At 39.4% G+C, this 26,932-nt stretch carries 18 protein-coding genes and 1 pseudogene; 12 read left to right on the forward strand and 7 right to left on the reverse strand.

The window, feature by feature from the left end; translation table 11 throughout:
* The first annotated feature begins 653 nt into the window (after positions 1-653).
* On the forward strand, positions 654-947 hold the full coding sequence (locus tag ACP6PM_RS08530; protein ID WP_426583646.1) for a PIN domain-containing protein: 294 nt from the start codon (positions 654-656) through the stop codon (positions 945-947).
* Between the two features lie 557 nt (positions 948-1,504).
* Here ACP6PM_RS08530 and ACP6PM_RS08535 read toward each other — a convergent pair.
* Both ACP6PM_RS08535 and ACP6PM_RS08540 read right to left on the reverse strand, forming a co-directional pair.
* Entirely contained in the window at positions 1,505-2,545 is a 1,041-nt protein-coding gene (locus ACP6PM_RS08535) for an ABC transporter permease (protein WP_375340129.1), read from the reverse strand.
* A 317-nt stretch (positions 2,546-2,862) separates the two neighbouring features.
* Positions 2,863-3,375: an adenine phosphoribosyltransferase gene (locus ACP6PM_RS08540; protein WP_426583647.1), complete on the reverse strand. Its 513-nt coding sequence runs from the start codon at positions 3,373-3,375 to the stop codon at positions 2,863-2,865.
* 439 nt (positions 3,376-3,814) lie between these two features.
* Here ACP6PM_RS08540 and ACP6PM_RS08545 point away from each other — a divergent pair, with 439 nt between their 5' ends.
* The gene (locus ACP6PM_RS08545; RefSeq protein ID WP_293092677.1) at positions 3,815-4,420 is read left to right on the forward strand and encodes a DUF3038 domain-containing protein; all 606 of its coding nucleotides are present in this window, start codon (positions 3,815-3,817) and stop codon (positions 4,418-4,420) included.
* 1,882 nt (positions 4,421-6,302) lie between these two features.
* Entirely contained in the window at positions 6,303-8,957 is a 2,655-nt protein-coding gene (gene adhE / locus ACP6PM_RS08550; RefSeq protein WP_426583648.1) for a bifunctional acetaldehyde-CoA/alcohol dehydrogenase, read from the forward strand.
* A gap of 129 nt (positions 8,958-9,086) precedes the next feature.
* Here adhE and ACP6PM_RS08555 read toward each other — a convergent pair whose 3' ends face one another.
* The 5 genes and pseudogenes from ACP6PM_RS08555 to ACP6PM_RS08575 all read right to left on the reverse strand — a co-directional run bounded on the left by ACP6PM_RS08555 (position 9,087) and on the right by ACP6PM_RS08575 (position 14,821).
* Positions 9,087-10,073, reverse strand: coding sequence for a methyltransferase domain-containing protein (locus ACP6PM_RS08555; protein WP_426583671.1), 987 nt, complete (start codon positions 10,071-10,073; stop codon positions 9,087-9,089).
* A 226-nt stretch (positions 10,074-10,299) separates the two neighbouring features.
* Positions 10,300-11,443, reverse strand: a pseudogene (locus ACP6PM_RS08560) (type ISP restriction/modification enzyme).
* Between the two features lie 107 nt (positions 11,444-11,550).
* On the reverse strand, positions 11,551-12,564 hold the full coding sequence (locus ACP6PM_RS08565; protein WP_426583650.1) for an N-6 DNA methylase: 1,014 nt from the start codon (positions 12,562-12,564) through the stop codon (positions 11,551-11,553).
* Between the two features lie 18 nt (positions 12,565-12,582).
* Positions 12,583-13,374, reverse strand: coding sequence for a hypothetical protein (locus ACP6PM_RS08570; RefSeq protein ID WP_426583652.1), 792 nt, complete (start codon positions 13,372-13,374; stop codon positions 12,583-12,585).
* Positions 13,375-13,849: 475 nt separating this feature from the next.
* Complete coding sequence (locus ACP6PM_RS08575; RefSeq protein ID WP_426583653.1) at positions 13,850-14,821, reverse strand: protochlorophyllide reductase; 972 nt, start codon at positions 14,819-14,821, stop codon at positions 13,850-13,852.
* Positions 14,822-15,209: 388 nt separating this feature from the next.
* Here ACP6PM_RS08575 and ACP6PM_RS08580 point away from each other — a divergent pair, with 388 nt between their 5' ends.
* From ACP6PM_RS08580 to ACP6PM_RS08620, 9 genes are all read left to right on the forward strand, one after another.
* Complete coding sequence (locus ACP6PM_RS08580) at positions 15,210-15,527, forward strand: hypothetical protein (protein WP_426583655.1); 318 nt, start codon at positions 15,210-15,212, stop codon at positions 15,525-15,527.
* A gap of 213 nt (positions 15,528-15,740) precedes the next feature.
* On the forward strand, positions 15,741-16,055 hold the full coding sequence (locus ACP6PM_RS08585) for a hypothetical protein (RefSeq protein ID WP_426583657.1): 315 nt from the start codon (positions 15,741-15,743) through the stop codon (positions 16,053-16,055).
* 357 nt (positions 16,056-16,412) lie between these two features.
* Complete coding sequence (locus ACP6PM_RS08590) at positions 16,413-16,727, forward strand: hypothetical protein (RefSeq protein WP_426583659.1); 315 nt, start codon at positions 16,413-16,415, stop codon at positions 16,725-16,727.
* Positions 16,728-17,021: 294 nt separating this feature from the next.
* On the forward strand, positions 17,022-18,128 hold the full coding sequence (locus tag ACP6PM_RS08595) for a TRAP transporter substrate-binding protein (protein WP_426583661.1): 1,107 nt from the start codon (positions 17,022-17,024) through the stop codon (positions 18,126-18,128).
* A 105-nt stretch (positions 18,129-18,233) separates the two neighbouring features.
* Positions 18,234-19,316 carry a TRAP transporter substrate-binding protein gene (locus ACP6PM_RS08600; protein WP_426583663.1) on the forward strand — a complete coding sequence of 361 codons (1,083 nt, stop codon included), beginning with the start codon at positions 18,234-18,236 and terminating at the stop codon, positions 19,314-19,316.
* A 134-nt stretch (positions 19,317-19,450) separates the two neighbouring features.
* The gene (locus tag ACP6PM_RS08605; RefSeq protein ID WP_426583665.1) at positions 19,451-20,536 is read left to right on the forward strand and encodes a TRAP transporter substrate-binding protein; all 1,086 of its coding nucleotides are present in this window, start codon (positions 19,451-19,453) and stop codon (positions 20,534-20,536) included.
* 577 nt (positions 20,537-21,113) lie between these two features.
* Positions 21,114-21,593 (forward strand): DUF4915 domain-containing protein, encoded by a 480-nt coding sequence (locus tag ACP6PM_RS08610; protein ID WP_426583667.1) that lies wholly within the window; start codon positions 21,114-21,116, stop codon positions 21,591-21,593.
* Positions 21,594-21,597: 4 nt separating this feature from the next.
* Positions 21,598-23,286 carry a TIGR03032 family protein gene (locus tag ACP6PM_RS08615; RefSeq protein WP_426583673.1) on the forward strand — a complete coding sequence of 563 codons (1,689 nt, stop codon included), beginning with the start codon at positions 21,598-21,600 and terminating at the stop codon, positions 23,284-23,286.
* Positions 23,287-23,427: 141 nt separating this feature from the next.
* Positions 23,428-26,433, forward strand: coding sequence for an FG-GAP-like repeat-containing protein (locus ACP6PM_RS08620; protein ID WP_426583669.1), 3,006 nt, complete (start codon positions 23,428-23,430; stop codon positions 26,431-26,433).
* The last annotated feature ends 499 nt before the right edge of the window (positions 26,434-26,932 follow it).

Genomic DNA, 26,932 nt, shown 5'->3' on the forward strand with positions numbered 1-26,932 from the left:
TTATACCATTTCTCCATGAAGTTGCGCTTAATAAAAGATAACAGTTATTAGTAAAATTCAGGTTTGGGTAAGAATTATAATGAGGGATATTTACAAATTGTTGATTGTTCTTTTTCCCTAATTTTATCTATTGTTTCCAATTCTGATTTTTCCCAATAATTAAGATTCCTATTTCATGGTTTACACACCAATTTATTACTCTTTTACTGGCTGTGTGCAGATAATTTTATACTCGACAATTTCGTTTCGGCTAAGAGCCGACATGAATGTGAGTTAATTTTTTTAACCAGTCATAATTACTTCTATTCTGGTTGGTTTTTAATTGAGATTGTAAATAAGAGCGCTGTTTATTATAAAAGGTGTTAATTGCTTTTAATAGTCTGCCTTTAATCATGCATAGATGAAATTCCTGTTTGATTTGTAGTTACAGCTATTAAGTTATTTACCGGATAATTAATAATTAAATAATTAAATAATTAAACAGTTTAGGTTAAAAGCCTCCCCTTTCAAGGGGAAAAAGCGGTCGTTTGCGGAGCAGTCCGTAGGATGGGATGCCGAGGTCTCCTCGCTTGCCTCCAATCGACCAAGAGAGCGGTCGGAAAGCGGAGCATTCCGTCAGGATGGGATAGCGAGGTCTCCTCGCTTGCCTCCAAATGAGTTATTTATATTTATTAGATACAAACATCATTTCCGAACTGATTAAAAACCCAAGAGGCATAATATTTTCCAAAATTCAAGAAGTTGGAGAGGATAAAATTTGTACAAGTATTATCGTCCCTTGTGAATCAAAATTTGGAGCTAAAAAAAAGAACTCTCAAAAGCTCATAGACAAACTAGAAATCATCTTGGAGAGTATTGAAATACTACCTCTAACTAATCCTGTGGAGGAATATTACGCAGAAATCCCATACTTATTTAGAAAGTCAAGGCACTCCCATTGGAGGTAATGATTTATTAATTACTGCTCATGCTTTAACATTAAATTTAACAGTTATTACAGCTAATTTTAGTGAATTTTCCCGTATCCCTAATTTGAAAATTTAAAACTGGCTCAATCCTGATTAATAAAGTTAACAATTTCCCATTTTTTCTTATAGTTTTAATATTTATACCTTCCTAGTATTTACAAACCTAAATCCTTAGAGACTGTTTGTAAAATAAGTCTTAACAGAGCAAATAATGACTAAAATCTAAAAGCGGTAGTACTTCAAGAGATTGAAATTTCCTAGATACCAGAGGTTTAAAGGTACATATATTCCCAGATTTTTAACTTACAAATAGTTGTCTTGATTTCTTCCTCCCTCCATACCTATTCCCTATTCCCTGTTCCCTGTTCCCTGTTCCCTATATCCTTTTTATATTTCCTTTACAAACAGTCTCTTAAATAGGGATTGAAACGATTTGTTATTAACTGAACTTTTAAGGCAAAATGTTTTTGAAGGGTTGCTCAAAACCCCCCTTACAAAAACAACTCCTGACTCCTGACTCCTAACCACTAACTACATCACTTCAGACTTTCCAACTTAATCCGAGGATCTACAGCTTTCAACAACAAATCAGCCAACAAATTACCAATAATTAACATTAGAGCGCCCATCATTAAACTTGCCATAACTAAATATAAATCTTGGTTTCTGACTGCTTCTAAAATTAGACTTCCTAATCCTGGCCAGTTAAAGAAATATTCAGCAATAAATGAACCACTTAATAATGAAGCAAATTCAAATCCCAATAATGTTACTAAAGGGTTAATAGCATTTCTCAAAGCATGAACATAAATCACTCGATTCTCTGGAAGACCTTTAGCTCTCGCCGTTTGAATATAATTTTGTCGCAAAACATCCAATAATTGCCCCCGCATTAACCTCTGTAAACCAGCAAAACTGGTAATACTTAAAGCAATTGTTGGTAAAATCATGTGCCAACCCATATCTAAAACTTTACCCACAAAAGAGAAATCATCATAGTCGATACTTTGCATTCCTCCAACTGGTAATAAAGGAGAAATATTTTGGGCTAAAAATAATAACAACAGAGCAGTAATAAAACTAGGAAAACCTTGACCAGTGTAACTAATTAATTGCAGAAAACGGTCTAAAAAACGGTTTTGATTAACTCCAGCAATAATCCCTAAAGGAATAGCGATCGCCCAAGTCATTATTAAAGAAGAAATAGATAAAATTAGAGTTGCTGGTATCCTCTCCCATAATAAATCCGCCACTGGTTGTTGAAAAACAAAACTTCTACCAAAATTTCCACTGGTAATAATTTCTCCTAACCAACGTAAGTATTGTTCTAAAGGAGACTTATCTAACCCAAATTGTTGCTCAAGTTGTTGAATAGTTTCTTGAGAAATTTGGGGATTTTGACTTAGAGTATCTAAATAACTACCTGGAGCCAACTGAATTACAGCAAAACAAAGAGCAGATGCTAGGAATAAAGTCAAGATTGCTTGTAATAATCTCTTCAATATATAAGCAAAAGTATCACTGGTAATTAGTTGTTTTAGCTTGTTATACTTCAATTTTCTATCCGCCAAACTAATATTAAATATGTCAATGTTTGCTATCAAAGTATTAATAGGGAGATGAGTAGGTGGGAGGATGGGGAGATTTGTAAGTAGCACAATTTTTTGTATTTTATATAAGTTAACTATATATGAATTATAAATATTCATCCCAAATACTACTTTTTCCCATCCGTATTAATCAGGACTACTCCCTGCTCCCTAACCTGACTCTTACTGTTCATTATGACCAATAAATAACGTCTTAAACCTCCTCTTTCAAGGAGATAAAAAAGGAAATTTTAGATTTCAACCCTCCTAATTAAGTAGGACGTACTCATAACTGATAACTGAAATTAGTATTCAATTAAGCTAATAATTGGCACTTTTGGCAATTTTTGACGCCCACCTAAGTCTTTTAACTCAATCACAAAACCAAAACCTACTAAATTACAATTTGCTTTTTCAATTAATTGAGCTGTAGCTCCCGCAGTCCCACCAGTTGCCAATAGATCGTCAATTACTAAAACTCGACTACCTGGTGGCATTGCATCTTGGTGAATCTCTAGAGTATCTTGGCCATACTCTAAATCATAAGTAACTGAGTAGACTTCTGCAGGTAGCTTTCCTGGTTTGCGAACTGGTATAAAGCCTACATTCAACTGATAAGCTAAAGGCACACCAAAAATAAATCCCCGAGATTCCATGCCCACTACATAGTCTGGTTTAAATCCTGAGCATTTTTCTGTCAAAATGTCAATAGTGTAATGTAAACCATCTGGGTTGCTCAGAAGGGTAGTAATATCTCGGAAGAGAATTCCCGATTTAGGAAAATTTGGGATTTCGCGGATTAAATTTTTTAGTTCCATTGGGATTAAAATCAAAATTTATCAAAATAACAAAATAATTGGGTCATATCAAATCCGATTACTTTGGAGTTGGGAGATTCATTCAAGAGGCAAAAATTCCAAGTCAAGGTAGCCTACCTTGACTTGTACCGATTACCGGATTTGATATCATTATCATTCCTTATCAAGGCGAAATGTTTTTGGAGGGCGGGCTAAATACCCTTTACAAAAATAACCTCTGTACGTCGCCAAGGAGACGGTTCCCCTATCTGACTTATGACTTAATTAACATATTTGGACCAATTCTTGTAATTTCTCAATGGTAAAAAATTTGGTAGTGCTGAAAATATCATAAAGAGTAATCGAAACTTTGTTCAAATTCTCGAAACAAAGTTAATAGAAGTGTTATCGTAATAAAGCAGAAATGGTAGGTAATTAAGGTAATTTTAACAACGAAGTAATGGAATTAAAAACTTCCCCCAGTCCATCTAAACCATTGATATTGAATAATTTACCAGATATGCCTCTCCCTGATGGCGGGTGTCCTCGAAGAAGTAGAACACAAATCGATTTAATGCTTTTGGCAATTGAAGCTTTGCAGCTTGGAGGAGCTGAAGTGATGCTGAAGGTTGTCAAAGACTTGGAACTAGAAGAGATTATTCCTAATCGTGTTTCTTTGTGGCGACTGCGTAGTACAAATCCTCTACGTCAAAATAGTCAACGCCGTCCCTTGACATTAAGTGAAGCGAAGGCCCTAGTAATTATTGCTTGTCACTTGGCCAAACGTTTAACTGTCCCAATTCGGAAACTTTTGTTTGACTATCAGCAGTTAAGCCAAAAACAGTTACCAATAGAAAGTCATTTACAATTATCCTTTTATTTAGAACAGTTTAGAGCGCACTTTCGCAGTCGTATGAACCCTAGGCGTTCTGGTGTAATGGCCTACAATTCGGAGGAAAAGTTAAATCAACTAGGGTTAGAGTTATTGGGTAAGTTGCTATTCTGTACTGGTACGACCGGTATGCAGCGGTTTTGGATTAGTCTGTTTGATGGAGAAGTTTTGTAATATATAGCAGGCAAGAGGTAATAGGCAAAAGTGGCATGGGAAAGATATTTCCTGGTTTAAGTTCATCATCACTCTATGCTATAAAATTTATAGCAAATCTCAAAAGTATTGCTAAATATTCTTTAGAGTAGGAGAGTAGGGAGTTAGAGAGTAGGGTTCAACGGAATAGGTAGTCAGTCAGCTTAATGCAATGAATCGTTAAAAACATTGCTCAATCTTACTTATTACTTAATAACTGAAGTGTTGAGCAAGGTCTTACATTATTTTTGGGAATTTGGTGAAGGAAGTCAAAAATTCCAATTAAGATTGTATCGACTAAAAACTTTGAAAGTATTAATAACTCAGAGGGATTATTTCAGATCATCGTAAAATTTAGGTAAGTGGGAAAAGTGCCAGTGTCTTGAGTGTGTCTTACATTCTGGGGAGACCCCAGAATTACTGACTCGCTTTTAACAGCTTGATGGAAACAACTCGACGGATTAAAATCCGTGATCAAAAAATTTGTGATAATTAACCAAGAATGAAATAGTCTCTGAGTTCTGACTTCAGCTATAGTTTTCCTTATACTCCCGACTCCTGAATAGTTAAATCAACGCCCATTACCACTAAATTTTAATTCTGTCAAATTAGACAAATTATCAGTTTGAAAATTAGTTAGCCATCTAGGCGATCGCTCCTTACCCAGTTACTATTTTTTAGCCACTTCATCAACGACTATACTATGGTTTAAGGCTATTATCTCCTAAGCATTTTGAAAATCAGTCATAAAAACAGCATTATATCATTGTTTATATATGATACCAAATGCCTGAAAAAACGCAAGCTCGTAGAAATAGAAAGCAAAATTTTCCGCCGAATTTGATGGTTTTTATTTAAAATTTAAAACATAATCTCTATTTTAGACAACTTTTATTTATGAAATGGCTTTCTAGTGTTGACTTAAAAAATCTAATATGGTAGGAATTACTTTCCAGTATAATTAACTATCTATCCTACTAAATCTTTCCATCGAAAGGAAATTTGGCAAAATTATCTCCAATGCCAATTACCAAAAATAATGCCAGACTTCACCAAGACTTCAACGATTAAGTAATCAGTAAAATTCAATAATGTTTTTGACAATTATCAGTTAGTAAATGTATATTATTACTATTTTTATCTCTGCCCCACTCCCCTGCTCAAGCGCTCTCCCACTCAATCATTTCAGTTAGCCTCCAGGCGGAGGAACTGCGTTAAAAGTACTGACCGCTGAAGCCAGAGGCTTGAAATACTGAAGTTGATTTTTTTCATCCCCTATCCAAGGCTATCCATTACCCATAACTCCTGAAAAGCTTGTGGGGAGAGGGGGAGAAGGGAGCAGGGGAGAAAGGAGAAAGAATCATAGTAGCTAAATAAAACTACTTAAATTATCACAAAAAAATGTATTTTTTCATACATTTATCTCCGAAAAAAGCCGAAGTCAGACTTAATTCATAACTTGTCAATTTTGTCAAATTTTATATTAAGAAATATGTGGGTAATGAATAGTATCCAAGGGGAGGCTATAGACCTGATTTTTTGTCAGATGTAGCAAAACTTTTGAGATTTGGTATAACTCTATTCCCTGTTGCCTTTTTGAGGTAAATGCTGAGTGCTAAAACCTGACCGCTATTCAAAAAAAACATCATATAAAACTTCGATTATATACTGATTTAAAGTTAATCAAATTCAACTTAATACAGATTTAAAATCAACTAAATATTAAAATCAAAAAATGTGTCAAAAAAATTAAAAAATTGAGAAAATAACTCAAATTAACCTCAGAAGAAAAGAATGGAATTATAATCTACACAGGTATTAAGCCTGACCCAAAAAAAGTCATTTATTAGGGCAAGGAGATAATATGAAAGTAACAAACGAGCAACAACTCGAAGAACTAATACAAAAAGTCAAACTAGCCCAAGAAAAATACGCCACTTATACTCAAGAACAAGTAGACTACATCTTCAAAAAAGCAGCCCTAGCAGCCAACGCAGCTAGAATTCCCCTAGCAAAAATGGCAGCAACAGAAACAGGTATGGGATTAATAGAAGACAAAGTAATCAAAAATCACTTTGCCTCAGAAATAATCTATAACAAATATAAAGGCGAAAAAACCTGTGGAGTTATCGCAGAAGACAAATCTTTTGGCTTTCAAAAAATTGCCGAACCAGTAGGAATTCTTGCCGGAATAGTTCCCACAACTAATCCCACATCAACAGCAATTTTTAAATCATTAATAAGTCTCAAAACTCGTAACGCAATTATATTTTCTCCTCACCCCAGAGCCAAAAAATGTACCTGTGAAGCAGCTAGGGTAGTTCTCGAAGCAGCAGTTGCAGCAGGGGCACCAGAACAAATCATCGGTTGGATAGATGAACCAACAGTTCCCCTATCCCAACAACTGATGCAACATCCAGATATTAAGCTGATTCTAGCTACTGGTGGACCGGGAATGGTTAAAGCTGCCTACTCCTCTGGCAATCCATCTCTAGGAGTCGGTGCTGGTAATACTCCAGCTTTGATTGACGAAACTGCCGAGATCAAAATGGCAGTCTCTTCAATTATTCTCAGCAAAACCTTCGACAATGGAATGATTTGTGCCAGCGAACAATCAGTAGTTGTAGTTGATAGTGTTTATGATACAGTCAGACAAGAATTTATCGACCGAGGCGCTCATTTCTTAACTCCAGAAGAAAAAGACAAACTGAGGAGCAAAATTATAGTCAACGGACGGTTGAATGCAGAAATTGTTGGTCAACCAGTGCAAAAAATTGCCGAAATGGCAGGTTTCTCCATCCCACAACAAACCAGAGTAATAATTGGAGAAGTGGAAGACATTAATCAAGAAGAACCTTTTGCCCACGAAAAACTCTCTCCCATTTTGGCAATGTATCATGCAAGCAGCTTTGAGGAAGCTGTAGACAAAGCCGAAAGTTTAGTCGAATTTGGCGGACGCGGACATACGGCAGCTCTATATACTTCCCCTGCTAATACAGATCATATTAAACGATTTGAAGATACGGTCGAAACAGCCAGGGTTTTGATTAATACCCCTTCTTCCCAAGGAGCGATCGGCGACATCTATAATTTCCGCCTTGACCCGTCCCTAACTCTGGGTTGTGGAACATGGGGTGGTAACTCCGTTAGTGAAAATGTTGAACCTCACCATCTGCTGAATATTAAAACAGTGGCAGAACGTCGAGAAAATATGTTGTGGTTCCGCGTTCCCCCCAAAATTTACTTTAAATATGGAGCATTACCTACTGCCATGCGAGAGTTGGCAGGTAAACAGCGGGCGTTCATTGTCACTGACAAACCTATCTACGAACTTGGCATGACTTGCGGTTTAGAAAATGTTTTGGATGAAGTAGAGATTAAATATGACATCTTTTATGATGTGGAACCCGATCCTTCCCTGGATACTGTCAACCGGGGTTTGGATATGATGCGGAAATTTAATCCTGATGTGATTATTGCTATCGGTGGTGGTTCGCCGATGGATGCTGCGAAAATTATGTGGTTGATGTACGAGCATCCAGAAATTGAGTTTGAAGGTTTGGCAATGCGGTTTATGGATATCCGCAAACGGGTTTATGAGTTACCACCTTTGGGTGAGAAGGCTATTTTGGTGGCAGTACCTACAACTTCCGGTACTGGTTCGGAAGTTACGCCTTTTGCTGTGGTGACTGACCGCCGAAATAATATTAAGTATCCTCTAGCAGATTATGCTTTGACTCCTAGTATGGCAATAGTCGATCCAGAGTTGGTGTTAAATATGCCGAAAAGTCTGACTGCTTTTGGGGGAATAGATGCTTTGACTCATGCGCTGGAAGCTTATGTTTCTGTTTTAGCTTCTGAATATACTAACGGTTTGGCGTTGAAAGCTATTGGATTAATTTTTAAATATCTGCCTTCTGCTTATAACAATGGTGCTAATGATCCCAAAGCACGAGAAAAAATGCACTATGCTGCAACAATTGCAGGTATGGCTTTTGCTAATAGTTTTTTGGGTGTTTGCCATTCCATCGCTCACCAGTTAGGAGCTATTTTTCATATTCCCCACGGTTTGGCAAATGCGTTGATGATTTCTCATATTATTCGTTACAACTCTACCAATGCGCCATTCAAACAAGCTACTTTCTCTCAGTATAAATATCCTAATGCTAAATGGCGTTATTCTCAAATTGCTGATTATTTGCTATTGGGTGGAGAAACTGAGGATGAAAAGGTAGATTTGTTAATTACTGCTATTGAAGAGTTGAAGAGTCAAGTAGGTATTCCCAAGGGAATTAAGGATGCGGTTTCCGTGAGTAAGGCAGAATTTTTGGCCAAGTTGGATGATTTAGCAGACCAAGCTTTTGATGACCAATGTACGGGTTCCAACCCTCGTTATCCTTTGATTAATGATATTAAGCAGTTGTTGACTAATGCTTATTATGGTGACTTGGTTAGTTCTGGAGAATTCAATGGTAATGGTAATAGTCATGGCACTCAGGGGTTAGGAGGGAACAATTAGGCTTGTAGTAGGGCTTTAGCCCGATGATGTATTTTGGGGCTGAAGCCTTACTACAAAAAGAAGCTTTAACTTTACTAAATTAATATGCGCTATATATAGTGTTTTTGCGTAACTCTTGTTAGTATTAGATTACATTTTAACTACTTCAGTTTGAATATTATCTGCTGATTTTGAAACTGAATTAGTTTTTACTGCACGGAACATTCCAAAGCGACAAAGACCACTCCCAAATGCCAGACGCATTAGTAGCAAAGTGGGTACTTCTCGTATAGACTTAATTATCCCTGATAAACCAAAACGAATCATCCCTTGAGGTCTAATTACACCTTGCCAGATAGAATCAAACCAAGAAGGAATAGTTTCCTGTGTCCAATCTGCTGTTACTACTTCCCCTGCCACCAATCCAGTTTCTGCTATGAGTTCCGAAAAACCCTCGATACTAGAAAAAGCAGGATGAGACCACTGCTCTAATAATTGACGCATTACAGGTTTTTCCCAAAAATTGAGTGGTTTTTGGCGATCGTCTCGCTGATTCCAGTCAGCTACAACCAATATTCCACCAGGCTTTAATACCCGGATCATTTCTTGAGCATATTTGGCTTTATCTGGCATATGAGGTCCGGCTTCAATGGACCAAACTACATCAAAACTATTATCAGGGAAAGAGAGCGACAAAGCATCATCAACCTTAAATTTAGCATCAACTCCTTCAGGGGTTAGCTCCTGTGCGCGTTGTACTTGTCGAGGACTAATAGTAATACCGGTAACATTAAATCCGTAGTCTTTGGCTAAAATACGGCTGCTACCACCAATTCCACAACCTACATCTAAAACAGTAGTACCGTGGGGTAACTTATCGACGCCACCCCATTTAACCATTTCATGCACAAAGTCAGATTTTGCTCTCAAAAAATCTTTCTTCTGTGGGGGCGAGCCATAATGACCTAAATGAATGTGTTCGCCCCAGTAAAATTCGAGGATACCGTCTTCAGTCCATTCATCGTAGGAATTAGCTACAGTTTCTGATGATTCATAACTGCGAGGATTTTTCAGGTAAAGCAGAATGCCTATTACTGATAGTAAAAGTAGAAATCCAAGGGTGTAATATAGATACATTGGAGAAATCATGGTGTTTATTTACAAGTTTATTGGTATTATAGCAGGGAACAGGGAACAGGGAAGATATTTTCAGCAGATGTAGGTTGGGTTGAGGAACGAAACCCAACACGATGTGGTTCCTTCATTTGAAAAGCGCTATAGGTAAAGAAACCGGGTTTTTAGGAGAAATCCTTGTTTTGCCAATCAATATCTACGAAAAAACCCGGTTTCTGGGTTTCTGGGCTTAATCTAGCGACGGCAAGTTATCAACAATATCTACAGTTTCTAAACTAACTGTAATTACTTGACCAATTAATCGGACAATATATTGTTCGTCGTCTAAGCGGTTGGGGTCATTTTCAATGTCACTGCGTTTGTCTACTTTTACTTGGTAGCGATCGATAATCCAATCTAGGGCGGAACGATTTCCGAGACGATACTCAAAGACTTTTGTGGGAATATCCGCTAAGGTGAGAAACTCGTTATAAATTAATTGGGTTTTATCTTTGACTCAGTTTCATTTTTTCGACTCGCCAATTTAAGGGAACTTCATCATTCTCGATAAATGTTAAGGGATGTTCGGGTTGTTGTTCGTAGTTGATGTGAATCTCGGCGAGGCGTTTTCCTGCATTGGCAAATCCGTAAAAGTTTGAAGCGTAGGGAATGCGAGGTAATTCTCGTTTCAGGTTATCGGCGTATTTTTCTCGATAGGTGGGATGATGTAAAACGGCGTAGATATAATAGAAGATATCCCATTTAGCGATCGCGCGGTCTTGGTATTCTTGGCGAAAGGTGTCTAAGCTCCAATCAGTGATATTTTCTTGGCGGTTGGTTCCGTCTTCGTCGTAGGTGTAGAAGGGGAAACATTGGGTTTTTTCTAAAATATCTAAGCAAGGTATTTGTGAAGTTATCAGACTATGAAAAGGCTTACTACTAGCGACTCCGCTTAAACAAATTACTCGATTCTCTTTCTCAATATCCGGGGTAGGGAATATGTAGGGAAATTGATAACGACGATTATTTAAGTGAGCATCAAAATAAAGGCAAGATTTAGTAAAAGGACGATAAAGAGACTGTCTAATATGATTCTGGTCATATTCTACGATAATCCCTCGCTTTAAATGGTCTTTCAAATCTCCAGACCAGCTAATTTTAGTATCATCATAAGTGACAAAATCATCGACTTTAACTGGTTTGTCTTGCCTATCCTGCCATTTCCTGACTTGTTCGTTATAAGTAGCGATCGCCCGTTGAATATTTTCTGCTAATCCATCATGATTAAAATTATAAGCCCAAACATCGCGATTAGTTTTTACTCCGTTGCTAAATAACTTAAAAATAGTATCTGTTGCTTTTCCCTTTGCAGCTTTAGTTTCCTTAGTTCCCATTGGGATAAAAGTTTCAAAATCAGCCTGCAACCCTGCCGTTAACCAGGTATTTTTTTTGTCCGGTTCAATTTCTTGCCAGTCAACCCCACCTAAATGCTGATATTTTTCTAAATAAGCATATTTTTCCTCTTTCCGCCAAAACTCACCCACATTTGCATAGTAAATTTGACATTGAGATTTTTACCTTCCTTCTTTTTAATCAACAGATTAATACTCACTCCAACCTGAATCCCAAAAACATTATGAGTCGTTCCCGATAACTTGGGATTAGTTCGTACATTACCACCCAAATCTAAAACATAAATCTGACTAAAATATTGGGCTAAATGCTTACGCATTCCATCAAAAGCAATATTATCAATAAAGCTATTATTAGTTACCAAAGCCACAATTCCCCCATCTTTAATTCTATCCGCAGCCCAACGAAAAGCCTTTACATAAGGGTCTGATAGAGAATTTTTTAAAGTTGCTTTTGAGTCTTTAGAATAAGTTTGAGCTACCCGTGTATTTACTTCTTTATATTTTTCATCCTTCCGATTTTTATTATTATCATTCTCATTTTGTTGCCACGCATTATAAGGAGGATTACCAATAACTACAAAAATCTTTGAATCTTGCTGTCGTTGCACCCGTTGAGTATTTTCGGGAGTAAACAAATCCAACTGTAACGCTTCTTGAACCGAAAAAGTATCCACCAAACAAATTCCTTCAAACGGCTCATATTTTCTCGTTGCTTCTAAATATTCATGCTCAATATTCATCGCAGCAATATAATAAGGTAACAACATCACCTCATTACAGTGCAACTCATCCTTATATTTATTAGGTAGGGCAGTTTTTCTAATTTCCCGCATTACCCGCATCAGAAAATTACCCGTTCCCACAAACGGATCTAGTATATGTACCCCTTTATCGCTGAGAGATTTCTTAAACTCTTTTTTCAGAATCTCATCAACACTTTTTACCATAAAATCAACAATAGACTGGGGAGTATAAACAATGCCATGAGTATCAGCAACCTTAACAGCAAACCCTTGGAAAAACTTCTCATAAACCGTGTTTAAAAAATGCTGTTTCTCGCTATAATCCTTAATAGTTTGAGCAGCTTCTTCTAATGCCAAATAAAAATAATCTACCTCCTATAAAAAATGATTCCGACTAAAAGACTTCGAGGTTAAAGCATTAATTACCTTCTCAATTTCTACCGCAATAATGTTCCGCCGAGTAAAATCTGGATTATCAAAAATCTGGCGAAAAATTCGTTCCGTTAACAAATGTTGAATCAGCATTTCTTCCACCGCTGCATCAGAAATATTCGGATTAATCGACAGACGGCAAATATTACTAAACCCGTCAAACGCAGCAATAAATCTTTTATTAGTTTTGCGTTGACTCTGAATTAACTCAACTAATTTTTCCCCTAAATTATGAACTCTTTCCCCAAATTCTGTAGCTGCTTTTTCCCAATTTTCTATCTGGGGTGGGCGATATTCAAAAAATAACTTGAGACTTTCTACCAGAGCTTCCGGTTTAGTAATTTCTCCATCATAAACCTGTTTTCCCCCTTGCCAAATAATCACCCGTTCGGGAGACTGAAAAATAATATTATCTTTGGGATAACCTTTAGCAAATTTCTTTTTTACTTCCTTAGCTAAATCATCCTCAGTATCTTTCGCTTCCCAAATGCCATGTTTAAGAGTATCGTCTCTAACTAATAACCCATCAACTTGGATTCGTTTTTTCTTGGTTGATGAAATGCTATTCTCTTGTACCAACGTCCAGTTAAACTGTTGACAACAAGCGGTTAGTAAGTCCGCAAAAGCAACTTTTACAGCCCCTTCATTAACAGCTCCCAACTGTATAAACTTTTTTAAACTTTGGTAATATAATTTGACTGGTTTGTGAGTAGGTTTGAGGTTAAGAGTAGCCATTTCAGTTATCAGTTATTAGTTATCAGCCAATACTACAATAGTGGGTTAGAAATGAGCATAGAAGACCTCTCCCCCAACTCCTCTCCTCGCAGGAGAGGGGAGTCTTTCTCCCCCTTCCCTTGCAGGGAAGGGGGTTGGGGGGTTAGGTTTTTACGCCTGACATTTTCAAGCTTGACACGCTACTACCAATAGTAAGGCGTAGGTTGGGTTGAGGTACGTTTGCGGAGCATTTCCAACGGAAAAACCCAACAACAATCAAGTGCGTGTTGGGTTTCACTGTCGTTCTACCCAACCTACATTTTTAGATAAAACTGGTTTGTGGGTAGGTTTGAGGTTGAGAATAGCCATTTCAGTTATCAGTTATCAGCAATTAATAATTAATTATTAGCTCTCCTTAAAAGAAGAAGATTGACCAAAATGATTTTTTTTCTTCTTAAAAGGAGAGGCTTTAGACCTTAATTATTAGGTCAAAAAATTAAGCTAAACCTACCAACTTTGAACTTAGTTCCCAAAGCTTAATTGCCTTATCATCATCACTTGCTTCATCAGAAACCTCTTGTACAAAAGACTGACGATCTTTCTTTTGGCGATTTCCCCAACTCCAATACATTCCAGACTCCTTATACTCAGGATCTTTAACCAGAGCAGCAACCCTTTCTCCAGCCAAATCTTGAGAAACATATCCCCCAGTAATATTCTTCTGGAATAGTGGGAAAATTTTCTGGAATAAAGGAAAATGATTTCTAAATAGAGGTGTATCTGCAACACATCCAGGATACAGAGAACTAAAAACAATCCCCGTTGACTCGTGATAACGCCGATGCAATTCTCGCATTGTCAAAACATTACAGAGTTTGCTATCTTTGTAAGCTTTACCAGATTTAAACTTCTTGCCATTAATCATCGTAATAGGAGCTTTAAAACCTGCTTCAAAACCCTGCAAATTTCCTAAATCTGGAGGTGCTGGAATTGGAATTTTTCCTCCCAACTCCTTCGGGTTAGCTGTTACAGTTCCTAAAATTACCAACCTTTTATCCGTAGCAGGAGACTGTTTAAAATCTTCTAACATAATGTTACATAGAAGAAAATGTCCCAGATGATTTGTTGCCACACTTAGTTCATATCCATCTACACTCCGCATCGGTTCTTTTAACAATGGCAAATATACCGCAGCATTGCAGACCAAAGCTTCTAGAGACCTACCACTTTCTCTAAAAGTATTGACAAACCTTTTTACGCCCTCTAAACTGGCCAAGTCTAGGTGCATAACAGTGTAGCTATCTTTTGCCATACCCACTTCTTGAGCAGCTTTTTCGGCTTTTGAGAGGTCTCGACAAGCCATCACTACATGCCATTGACCTGTTTTAGCAAGAGCTTTGGCAGCGTGTAAACCTACTCCTGACGATGCACCCGTAATTACTACTGTTGATTTATGATTTTGTTCCATTCCCAATGAAATTTTGTAAAATTCGATTGACTAATTGGATAATTTTACAACAGTCTTGACCAAATCAAAAGTCAAGTGTGAATTACTAGAATGAATTTATTCTACAGACTTACCCAAAGAAACCCGGTTGCTAAAAGAAATTATGGTTTCAACAATAGATATTTAGGAAAAAATTGAGTTTCTAGATTCCGGTAAGTAAGTCATTTAAAGTCAATTCTTAAAAAATAAAAAAGATGTAATTTTAAATACAAATTATTAAATTTAGAGTCTAATTATAGCATTAATAGGAATATTTTTCTAATTGTAAACTTTAATCACAAGACTCAAGTGTTTTTAACCTGCTGATGATAGTTTTAAGAATGTAAATGAACTGACATAGGAGCAAGTTATGGCAATCTTTAAAGATGACCATGAGCACGGACACCAACATATCTACGGTGGTGTCGGACCAGACGGTAGTAAGTGGTTCGGCGAAGGTTTTGAGAGCCAGAAAATTAAGGAAGGAACCTATATCATAAAATTCGAGTGTCCTTTTGATGGTATTCCAGCACCAGTTTGTACTATTACTGGAAATGAGTGGAAGACATTTAATATGTCAGTCGCTATCGTTGAAGTTAATCCAGAGTACTTCATTTGCATTACTTCATCACCTGACAGACCTATTGATTGTGCTTTTACATTTATTGCTTTTGGTGACGCTAAATAAGAGTTTTAACCCTTGCCAAAAATGTTAACAGCATATTAATTAACCTACCTATTCTATAGGTTGATAACTGTTGACTCAAATCCTAGAAAAGTCGGAAAATAGTGTATTCAATGGTTTAACCATTGCTGATATTGTCAGCAAGAAGGAATAAGCTGTTTAAATTTTCTATAGTTGATTTCAAACAGTACTAGTAAAATCTAACAGGAGTCAGTAATGGCAATTTTTAAAGATTCAGCGGGAACAGCAACTCAGCACATCTATGGTGTTATTTCTCCAGACGGTAAGATAATTTCTGGTGAAGGCTTCAAATGCCATAAACTTCGCTATGGACTTTATCTAATAGAATTCGACCAGCCTTTTGTAGACACCCCAGCAGCAATTTGTACCATTTATGGAGGTGAATGGCAGACATTTAATCTGTCAGTCGCTGTCGTTGACGTTGCTCCATGGCACTTTGTATGCACTACTTCTTCACCTGACAGACCTGAAGATTGTGGTTTCACCTTTATTGCTTTTGGCAATATCTAAAACTTTGATATTCCCTCCTCCCGATCGACGATACATTAATGGGTGCAGACATTTTACCATGAGGGAATGAAAAATTTGAAAAATTATGGCGAGCTTTTTAAGATAACAGTGAATAATTGCTGTATTTAAAGCTCTGTAATATTAAAATTTAGTCCCAGACTTTCAGTCTGAGGGCTTTTTAGGCTTGTGTAGCTGTTAATCCAATTTAGATCGAAGCTTTTACTAAAAAGTAAGCCAGAAAGATTAGAACATAATTTAAGACAGTATCTATATGGTAACTATATTTGATATTATATCCCAAAACAAATTAATCTAAACTATTCTTTAGGTTACTGTAACATCTAGTAGGAGTCAATAATGACAATTATCAAAGATTCAGTGGGAAAAGAAATCCAACACATCTATGGTGCTATTCATCTAGACGGTAACATTATGTTTGGTGAAGGGTTCCGTTCCCGCAGAATTTGGCAAGGAACCTATTTAATAGAGTTCGAGCGTCCTTTTGTTAAACAACCAGCGCCAGTTTGTACCATTCAAGGACCTGAATGGAAGACATTTAATATGTCAGTTGCCATTGTTGAAGTTATGCCATATCACTTCGTTGCTGTGACTTCATCACCTGACAGACCTGATGATTGTGGCTTCACGTTTATCGCCTTTGGTGAAGTATAATATCATTTCAGGATAATCAGTGATAAAAAAACTTTATTCCTTCTAACCTTTTCTTCCCTTCTGCCTTCCTTCCTCCAAAGTGTAAGTATTCAACTGGACATGATATAAATAAGATTTTTGAGATGGCAGTGAATATAGCCCCAGACTTTTAGTTTGAGGGTTTTTTGCTTATTTTACTATATACTTGGGTTAAGATTTCAACTTCTGTTTCTACTCCTTTTGATAAGGATATCAAACTTTAAAACTTTATCTAATACTAAGCAGAAAAACTTAAAACACTAATAATACAAAACAATGAAACGAAGAAAACTAATTAATCACATTGCAGTTGGCGCAAGTGTCGCAACTTTAGCCGCTTGTAGTCAAACCACCACTCAAACTACCTCTACTGATAGCTTGCCCTCTGTGAAATGGAGAATGACCACAAGTTGGCCTCGCTCTCTAGAGACAATTTTTGGTGGGGTACAAACACTATGCGATCGCGTCGAAGCTATAACTAATGGCAGATTTACTATTACCCCCTATCAAGCTGGTGAAATAGTTGGAGGTTTAGAAGTTCTGGATGCTGTCCAACAAGGTACCGTACAATGTGGCCATACTGCTAGTTACTATTATGTTGGTAAAAATTCTGCCCTTGCCTTCGGCACCTCTGTCCCTTTTGGCTTGACTGCTCAACAACAGAATGCTTGGTATTATCATGGTGGGGGGTTAGAGATAATGCACAAGCTTTACTCCGACTTTAATATTATTAGTTTCCCTGCTGGTAATAGTGGGACGCAGATGGGAGGTTGGTTTAAACGAGAGATTAACACAGTTAATGATCTAAATGGTTTAAGTATGCGTATCCCCGGTTTTGGTGGGGAAGTAATGAAAAGATTAGGTGTAAATGCTCAAGTATTGCCTGGTGGTGAAATTTATCTAGCTTTGGAGCGAGGTGCTCTTGATGCTGCGGAATGGGTAGGTCCTTATGATGATAAGAAATTAGGTTTAGATAAAGCTGCAAAATATTATTATTATCCTGGTTGGTGGGAACCAGGTCCAACTTTTGAGGTGCAAGTTAATCTGGATGAATGGAATAAGTTGCCAAAAGAATATCAGGAAACTTTTAAAAGTGCTGCATATCAAGCAAATATAAATATGCTCGCCCAATATGATGCTTTAAACGGAGCAGCATTGGCAGAATTGATAGCAGGTGGAACGGAGTTACGTCCCTACAGTCAAGAAATTTTACAAGCAGCACAGAAAGCAGCTTTTGAATTTTACGAAGAGAAAGCTAGTCAGGATGCAACCTTTAAAGAAGTCTACGAACAGTGGAAAAAGTTCCGAGAACAGATTTATCAATGGAATGCTATTAATGAATTGAGTTTTGCTGAGTTTGCCTTCAATAACTCCCCAAGCTGAAGTCAGAATTTAGAATTCAGAATTTAGAATTCGCATAAAGGAAGTGTTTTTCCCACTGTTCCCTGTTCCCTATTCCCTATTCCCTGTTCCCTACTATAATAAATAATGAAACGTCGAAACCTAATTAGTTATGCTACTGCTGCTACTACCAGTGCAGTGGCTTTACCTGCTTTGAGTCAAACCGAACCCCAACAGATAAAATGGAGAATGACAACGAGTTGGCCGAAATCTCTCGATACTTTGTTTGGTGGAGCACAGAGGATTTGCGATCGCGTAGCAGCTTTGACCAATGGCAAATTTACTATTACTCCCTATCAAGCGGGTGAAATAGTCGGAGGGTTGGAAGTTTTAGATGCTGTACAACAAGGCACTATACAATGTGGTCATACTGCTAGTTCTTACTACAAAGGCAAAAATCCTACCCTTGTATTTGCAACTACTGTTCCATTTGGTTTGACTACCCAACAGCAGAATGCTTGGCTATATCATGGTGGGGGTTTAGAAGCCATACAAAAAATTTATGCTGATTTTAACCTGATTAACTTCCCTGCGGGTAACTCAGGGGTACAAATGGGTGGTTGGTTTAAGCAGGAAATTAAGACTTTGGCTGACCTCAATGGTTTAAGGATGCGTATTCCTGGTTTAGGAGGGGATGTAATGAATAAGTTGGGAGTAAATGTGCAAGTGTTACCCGGTGGGGAAATTTATTTAGCTTTAGAAAGAGGAGCTATTGATGCTACTAAATGGACTGGGCCTTATGATGATGAGAAGTTAGGTTTTTATAGGGCTGCAAAATATTATTATTATCCTGGTTGGTGGGAACCTGGTGCGACTGTAGATGTATTGATTAATTTAGATGCTTGGAATAAGTTACCAAAAGAATATCAGGAAATTTTTCAGACTGCTGCTTATGAAACTAATTTGAATATGTTGGCTCAATATGATGTTTTGAATAGTGAAGCGTTGCCAAGATTGATTGAAAAAGGTGTTCAATTGAGGGCTTTTAGCTCAGAAATTATGGAAGCTGCTCAGAAAGCTGCTCTTGAGGTTTATGAGGAAAATTCTAGTCAAAATGGGAGTTTTCAGGAAGTTTATCAACAGTGGAAAAAATTTCGAGAGCAAGTTTTTAATTGGAATAAAGTTAATGAGTTGAGTTTTGCTCAGTTTTCGTTCAATAACCCAAAGTGAATTGAGAATTGAGAATTGAGAATTGAGAATTCGTACAATGGAAATGTTTTTCCCACTGTTCCCCATTCCCTGTTCCCTATTCCCTATTCCCTATTCCCTATTCCCTATTCCCTGTTCCCTACTATAAAAAAATAATGAAACGTCGAAACCTAATTAGTTATGCTACTGTTGCTGCTACCAGTGCAGTTGCTTTACCTGCATTGAGTCAAACCGAACCCCAACAGATAAAATGGAGAATGACCACGAGTTGGCCGAAATCTCTTGATACTTTGTTTGGTGGAGCGCAGCGGATTTGCGATCGCGTAGCAGCTTTGACCAATGGCAGATTTACTATTACTCCCTATCAAGCTGGTGAAATAGTTGGAGGGTTGGAAGTTTTAGATGCTGTACAACAAGGCACCGTACAATGTGGTCATACAAGTAGTTTTTATTATAAAGGCAAAAATCCTACCCTTGTGTTTGCGACTACTGTTCCATTTGGTTTTACTACCCAACAACAGAATGCCTGGCTATATCATGGTGGGGGTCTAGAAGCGATGCAAAAAATTTATGCTGATTTTAACCTGATTAACTTTCCTGCGGGTGGCATAGGGGCACAAATGGGTGGTTGGTTTAGGCAGGAAATTAATACTTTGGCTGACCTCAATGGTTTAAAAATGCGTATTCCTGGTTTGGGAGGGGATGTGATGAGCAAGTTGGGAGTAAATGTGCAGGTGTTACCTGGTGGGGAAGTTTATTTAGCTTTGGAAAGAGGTGCTATTGATGCTGCTGAATTTACTGGACCTTATGATGACGAGAAATTGGGTTTATATAAAGCTGCAAAATATTATTATTATCCTGGTTGGTGGGAACCTGGTCTGACTTTAGATGTATTAGTTAATTTAGATGCTTGGAATAAGTTACCAACAGAATATCAGGAAATTTTTCAGACTGCTGCTTATGAAACTAATTTGAATATGTTAGCTCAATATGATGTTTTGAATAGTGAAGCGTTACCAAGATTGATTGAAAAGGGTGTTCAGTTGAGAGCTTTTAGCCCAGAAATTATGGAAGCTGCTCAGAAGGCTGCTTTTGAGATTTATGAGGAAAATGCTAGTAAAAATGGAAGTTTTAAGGAAGTTTATCAACAATGGAAAAAATTTCGAGAGCAAGTTTTTAATTGGAATAAAATTAATGAGTTGAGTTTTGCTCAGTTTTCGTTCAATAACTCCCCAAGCTAAAGTCAGAAGTCAGAAGTCAGAAGTTAGAAGTAAAATTCTTGCGCTGACTAAATTTGAGAGGGGCGAGAATGTCCTAGGGGAACCCAGAAACCCGGTTTCTCGTAGACATCTATTGTTCAAAACAATGATTTATCGTAGAAACCGGGTTTCTTTGCGTAAGTCCTATAAATAAATAGGGCTTGCTGATTAAATATAAAAGTATTGACATATAAAGGTTGTAGCATTTTTTTACCCTGAAAAAGTACCAGCTTTTTCCACCAAAGAGCTGCATAAAGCTAGTACTTTGGGATGATTATGACAGAAAAATTGTCCCTCAATAATTCCTTCTACATCCTCTATAATTCCCCGCTCCTCCTGTACGTCGCCAATCCGACGGCTCCCCTACCTAACTACTCCCTACTCCCTACTCCCTACTCCCTTCCCTGCCTCAACCATCAGACTTTTTCAGCAAGCCCTAAATAATGGCATTGGTTATTTTGGCTATGATTTTGCTCTATTGATGATGTTGAACTATATCTTAATAAAAACTTTATATAAAGCTCCTCATTTTTCCAGTATAGTATTCCAAAGAAAAGATTTGAAGCTCGACAATATGGTGAGTCAAACTCCAATATCTACCCCTAAACCCCTAGAAATTAGTTGCTCTCGTCATTTTCTCTCTTGGTTACAAGAGCAGCAGATAAGTTTGGCATTCACCACTTATCAAACTAATCGTCTGTTCCTAATTGGTCTCAAACCCAATGGGCAACTTTCCAGTTTCGAGCGACTATTTGACAGAGCTATGGGGCTATGGGCTACCTCTAACCATCTCTACCTCAGTACCCGGTATCAATTGTGGAAGTTTGATAATGTTCTGAACCCTGGTCAATTATATAAAGGATATGACAAGCTATATGTGCCCCGTATTGCCTACACCACTGGAGATTTGGATATTCATGACGTGGTGATGGGAAAATCTCCCCAGCAGACCTTGACAAGTAATCCTATTAATGTTACAATAACCCCCCCCGCAAGTAGGGAGTGGGGATCGAGTCATTTTTGTCAATACTTTATTTAGCTGTCTGGCTACCCTTAGTCACCAGTACAGTTTTGAACCAATCTGGCAACCACCCTTTATTTCCAAGCTGACACCAGAAGACCGCTGTCACCTCAACGGTTTGGCCATGGTAGAAGGAAAGCCCCGTTATGTGACGGCTGTGAGTCGTTCCGATGTGACCGGAGGCTGGCGAGAAAGACGGCAAGATGGGGGCGTGGTTATTGATATTGAGGCAAATGAGATTGTCGCTTCAGGGTTCTCAATGCCTCACTCTCCTCGCTTTTACCAAGGAAAGCTGTGGTTGCTCAATTCTGGTACAGGAGAATTTGGTTATCTGGACTTACTAACAGGCCAATTTCAGCCTGTTGCTTTTTGTCCTGGGTATATGCGGGGTTTGGCTTTTTGGGGTAACTATGCTGTTGTGGGGCTATCTAAACCACGCGATCGCTCTTTTTCTGGTTTGGCCCTGGATGAACGGTTAGCAGCAAAGGATGCCAACCCCTTTTGTGGCTTGATGGTGATTGATTTGACCACCGGGAGTATTGCCCACTGGTTCCAGTTAGAAGGAGTTGTCAGCGAACTCTATGACGTACAGGTTTTACCTGGAGTGCGACGCCCAATGGCGTTGGGTTTCAAGAATGATGAAATTGCTCGTTTAGTTACTTGTCGTGGTTTCTCTAGTTTCCCAGGGGAGTTGAGTGAAAGTCAAGAGTCAGAAGGTGCAAGGCAATCTCCCCCTTACGAAAGCAGGGGGGAAATGGGAGATGAGACGCAGAACACAGAAGGCAAAAATCAAGATTCAAAAGGTGAAACTGCCCAACCAAAAGTTAAATACCAACTGGTGGAAAACCTGAATCCAGCTAATTCCTTACAATACGATGCTTTAACTTTTCCTAGCATCAAGAAACGCTGGCAGACTTTCCCACAAAAAGGACCACTGGTAGGAATTTCTGCCTCCGTTGCAGGGGAAATGGTGGGATTAGCGATCGCCGAAATTGTCACGACGAGAGAAAATATTCCCCAAGCAGAGGTATTGTCTCTGTTTGTTTTACCTAATTATCGCCATCAGGGAATTGGCAGCACCTTGGTTAAACACCTGGAAAAAGCCCTCGCTGCCCAGAAATGTCCCCAAGTCATAGTGACATACCAAGCCACTGAACTGACTGCATCTGCGCTAGAACCTTTGCTTAAACAAAGGCAGTGGCAGCCCCCCAAAGAGACTTTCTGGCTGGCGAAAATGTCAATGGAGAAAATAGCCCAAGCTCCTTGGTTGTATAAACAGATACTGCCGGATTCTTTCACGATTTTTCCTTGGAGTAAATTAACCGATGCTGAAAAACAACAAATTCAACAGACACTAGACTATCCAACTTCCCTGAGTCCCTTTGAGGACGATTCCCGGTTGGAACCCCTAAACAGCTTGGGGTTGCGCTATGGAGACGAAGTGGTGGGTTGGATAGTCACCCATCGTGTCGCACCAGACACAATTCGCTATACCACCATGTTTGTGGCACAGCGATTCCAAAAGTTAGGACGGGGAGTTGCCCTGATTGCAGAGGGACTCAAAAGGCAAATTGCTAGTCCCGTGCCTAACTGTACCTGGGGGGTGGCAATGGAAAACCAGCAAATGGCACAGTTCCTGCGCCGCCGTCTGGCACCTTACACCACTTTCATCAGCGAGTCGCGCCAATCTGGGAAGCGATTGAAAATTTAGCTGGTTGTGCGACTTGTTCAGCCGATGGAAAAATCTCTTGGCATGGCGAGAACTGGTAAGTAAACCACTAAAAGGTTTGAGAAGCACTTTAAATCCTTACTAGACAAAACTTATTGTTAACTAATGGAGTAAAGATTAATTATGCCTGTTTTTTTAGAACGAACTGGCACAGCAAACCCCCTCAATGGTGTGGATGTGGGCGATCGGAGTAAACCCACCTTTGCCGACATTGACGGTGATGGAGATTTGGATGCCTTTATTGGAGAAGAGGACGGCAACATAAACTACTTTGAGAATGATGGTTCGGGTAGCTTTAGCGAAGTCACGGGTAGTGGCAACCCCTTAAATGGTGTGAATGTGGGCGGTTGGAGTACCCCCACCTTTGCCGACATTGACGGTGATGGAGATTTGGATGCCTTTATTGGAGAATTGGACGGTAACATCAACTACTTTGAGAATAATGGTTCGGGTAGCTTTAGCGAAGTCACAGGTAGTGGCAACCCCTTAAATGGTGTAGATGTTGGTCTAGAGGAAGGACGGAGTGCTCCCACCTTTGCCGACATTGACGGTGATGGAGATTTGGATGCCTTCATTGGAAATGGCGAAGCCACAATCGACTACTTTGAGAATGATGGTTCGGGTAGCTTTAGCCAAGTCACGGGTAGTGGCAACCCCTTAAATGCTGTGAATGTGGGTTTTGTAAGTAACCCCACCTTTGCCGACATTGACGGTGATGGGGATTTGGATGCCTTTATTGGAGAGGGCAAAGCCGACATCACCTACTTTGAGAATGATGGTTCGGGTAACTTTAGCGAAGTCACCGGTAGTGGCAACCCCTTAGATGATGTGGATGTTAGTGACAGTGCCCCAACCTTTGCCGACATTGACGGTGATGGGGATTTAGATGCCTTTATTGGAAATGCTAGCGGCGAAATTAACTACTTTGAGAACCTCAACATTCCTCCTGGGGGCAATTTCGTCGATTCTGGTCAAGCCTTGGGCAACGCTATCAGCTCTGGAGTTGACCTCGGGGACGTGGATGGTGATGGAGATTTAGATGCCTTCATCGCCAATATTGCCTCATCCGACAAAGTGTGGCTAAACGATGGTTCTGGCACTTTCACCGATTCGGGTCAGACTCTAGGTAACGATGATAGTGCAGCGGTTAATCTGGGAGACTTAGATGGAGACGGAGATTTAGATGCTTTTGTTGCCACTAGCGGCTATTATGGTGGTCCTAATAAGGTGTGGTTCAATGATGGCTCCGGTAACTTCACTGACTCCGGGCAGTCCCTAGGCAATAATGTTAGCGATGGGGTCAACCTGGGAGACTTAGATGGAGATGGAGATTTAGATGCCTTCGTCGCCAATTATTCCTACTACCAGGGCAGCACCAGCCAAGTGTGGATAAACAACGGCGCTGGAGTCTTTACTGCGGGTTCGACGGTGAATACTTCAGGGTACACTGAGGATGTCACCTTGGGAGACCTAGATGGTGATGGAGACCTAGATGCTTTTGTAGTCACTGGTGAGAGTGACGAGGTCTGGATAAACAATGGTTCTGGTACTTTCACCAATTCTGGTCAGTCCTTGGGCAATAGTTCCAGTGAAGAAGTTGCTTTGGGAGATATAGATGGGGACAGTGATTTGGATGCAGTGGTTGCTAGTCCAGGTGGAAATGGTGTGGTGTGGCTTAATAATGGGTCTGGTACTTTCACTAATTCTGGTCAGAGTGTGGGTAACGTTGCTACCCAAGGGGTGGAGTTAGGAGACGTAGATTTAGATGGAGACTTGGATATCGCCTTGGCCAATACGGCAGGAAGCAACACTGTGTTGGTAAATGATGGATCTGGTACGTTTACCGATTCTGGTCAGAGTCTAGGCTCATCCTCCAATTCAAATATCCAACTGGGAGACCTAGATGGTGATGGGGATTTGGATCGATTTCTCGGCAGTATCGGAAGTCCTTCCAACGGTTTCAACGGTGGACCTAACGAAGTATGGTTCAATGAGGAGTTGCCCAATGCAGTAGACGATGCAGTAACAACTGATGAAGACAGCCTTCTCAGTGGTAACGTCCTCACTAACGATGGCGATGGCGAAAACGACCCGCTTACTGTTACGGAAGTAAACGGCAATGCTGCTGATGTTGGCAGTCAAGTCACTTTGCCTTCTGGCGCATTGTTGACTCTCAACATTGATGGCACTTTCGACTACGATCCTAACGGTAAATTTGAATCTCTTAATAATGGAGAGACAGCCTCCGATAGCTTTACCTACACCATTGATGATGGTAATGGCGGTACAGATACAGCCACAGTTAATGTTACCATTGATGGAGTCACTGATAATACCGCCCCTCCCAATTCCCTTGAATCTGACTACACCATTTTTAGTAGCAATATCAGTGGTACAGAGTACACTGTTGAACTTGCTAACTCCCAACCTGTTTACACAATTGACGGGACTGCAACTAATCAGTCTCTGAACGATTTCTTAACCGAAGCTGTATTGGAACTTGGCGGAACAGTTGTCAGGAATGGCACTATCAACGAGAATTCCCTCGAACATTTTGGTGGCAACCAAAATCCATCTATCACAGAAAATGAGGGTGTTGATAAAGTCACAATTAAGATCGCGGGTTCTGGGGTAGGGGGTCAGTACAAAGCTGACTTCGACAATGATGCTGATGCCAATGCTTTTCAGGCATTCGCAAAGGATCTCCTGGGCAAAGACCCAACTAAAACCAAAATCTTCCAGTTCAATGGCGGTACCAATGGCGGGGCTAACAACATCAGGATATTGACCAATGACGAGATTGTCTCATTGAACCCAGAATTATCAGATGGTTTGCGCACTACCGACAGTCTTGATTTTAAATGGTCAGGTGCTGATACCCCAGGAACACAAGTCCGCAATAACTTTGATGATTTCATCGGGGAAATGGGGGATTTATTTGGTGGCGACCAGTTGACGAATGCTGATATCCATGTGATTCCCACTTTAAATGAAGCCGAACTTACGGGAACCGAGGTAGCAATTAGCAATGGTATCGGTGACACAGAAACCTGGAATTTTGGCAACGAGCAGAAAGCACAAAACTTCCTAACTTTCTTTGACAGTACGGTTGACGCTTTCGCTGTTTAGTCGGTTTAGCAACGAGTTCAACAGAATCGAAAAACCAAGTCCAGTAGGGTGCGTTAGGCAGCGCCGTAACGCACCTTAATTACATATTTTTCTGATTAGCGGCCAGGGGGCGGGTTGATTTCATTTGATAACCCGCCCCGCTTTGGTGGTGCATCATATCCCCAGGGGGGCGGGTTGATTTCATTTAATCTTAATTCCGATAAATTTCCTGTGGAACCCGCCCCGCTTTGGTGGTGCATCATATCCCCAGGGGGGCGGGTTGATTTAATTTGATGTTAATTCCGATAAATTTCCTGTGGAACCCGCCCCTACGTCACCAACGTTACCACAATTGTAGGGGCGGGTTTCACCAAGAATCTTGTTATAACTGATTAACTTCCCTAAACCCGCCCCGCTTTGGTGGTGCATGATATCCCCAGGGGGGCGGGTTGATTTCATTTAATCTTAATTCCGATAAATTTCCTGTGGAACCCGCCCCTACGTCTTCCGGTGAAACCCG

This window comes from Dapis brunnea BLCC-M229 (assembly GCF_050015995.1).
GTDB lineage: Bacteria > Cyanobacteriota > Cyanobacteriia > Cyanobacteriales > Microcoleaceae > Trichodesmium.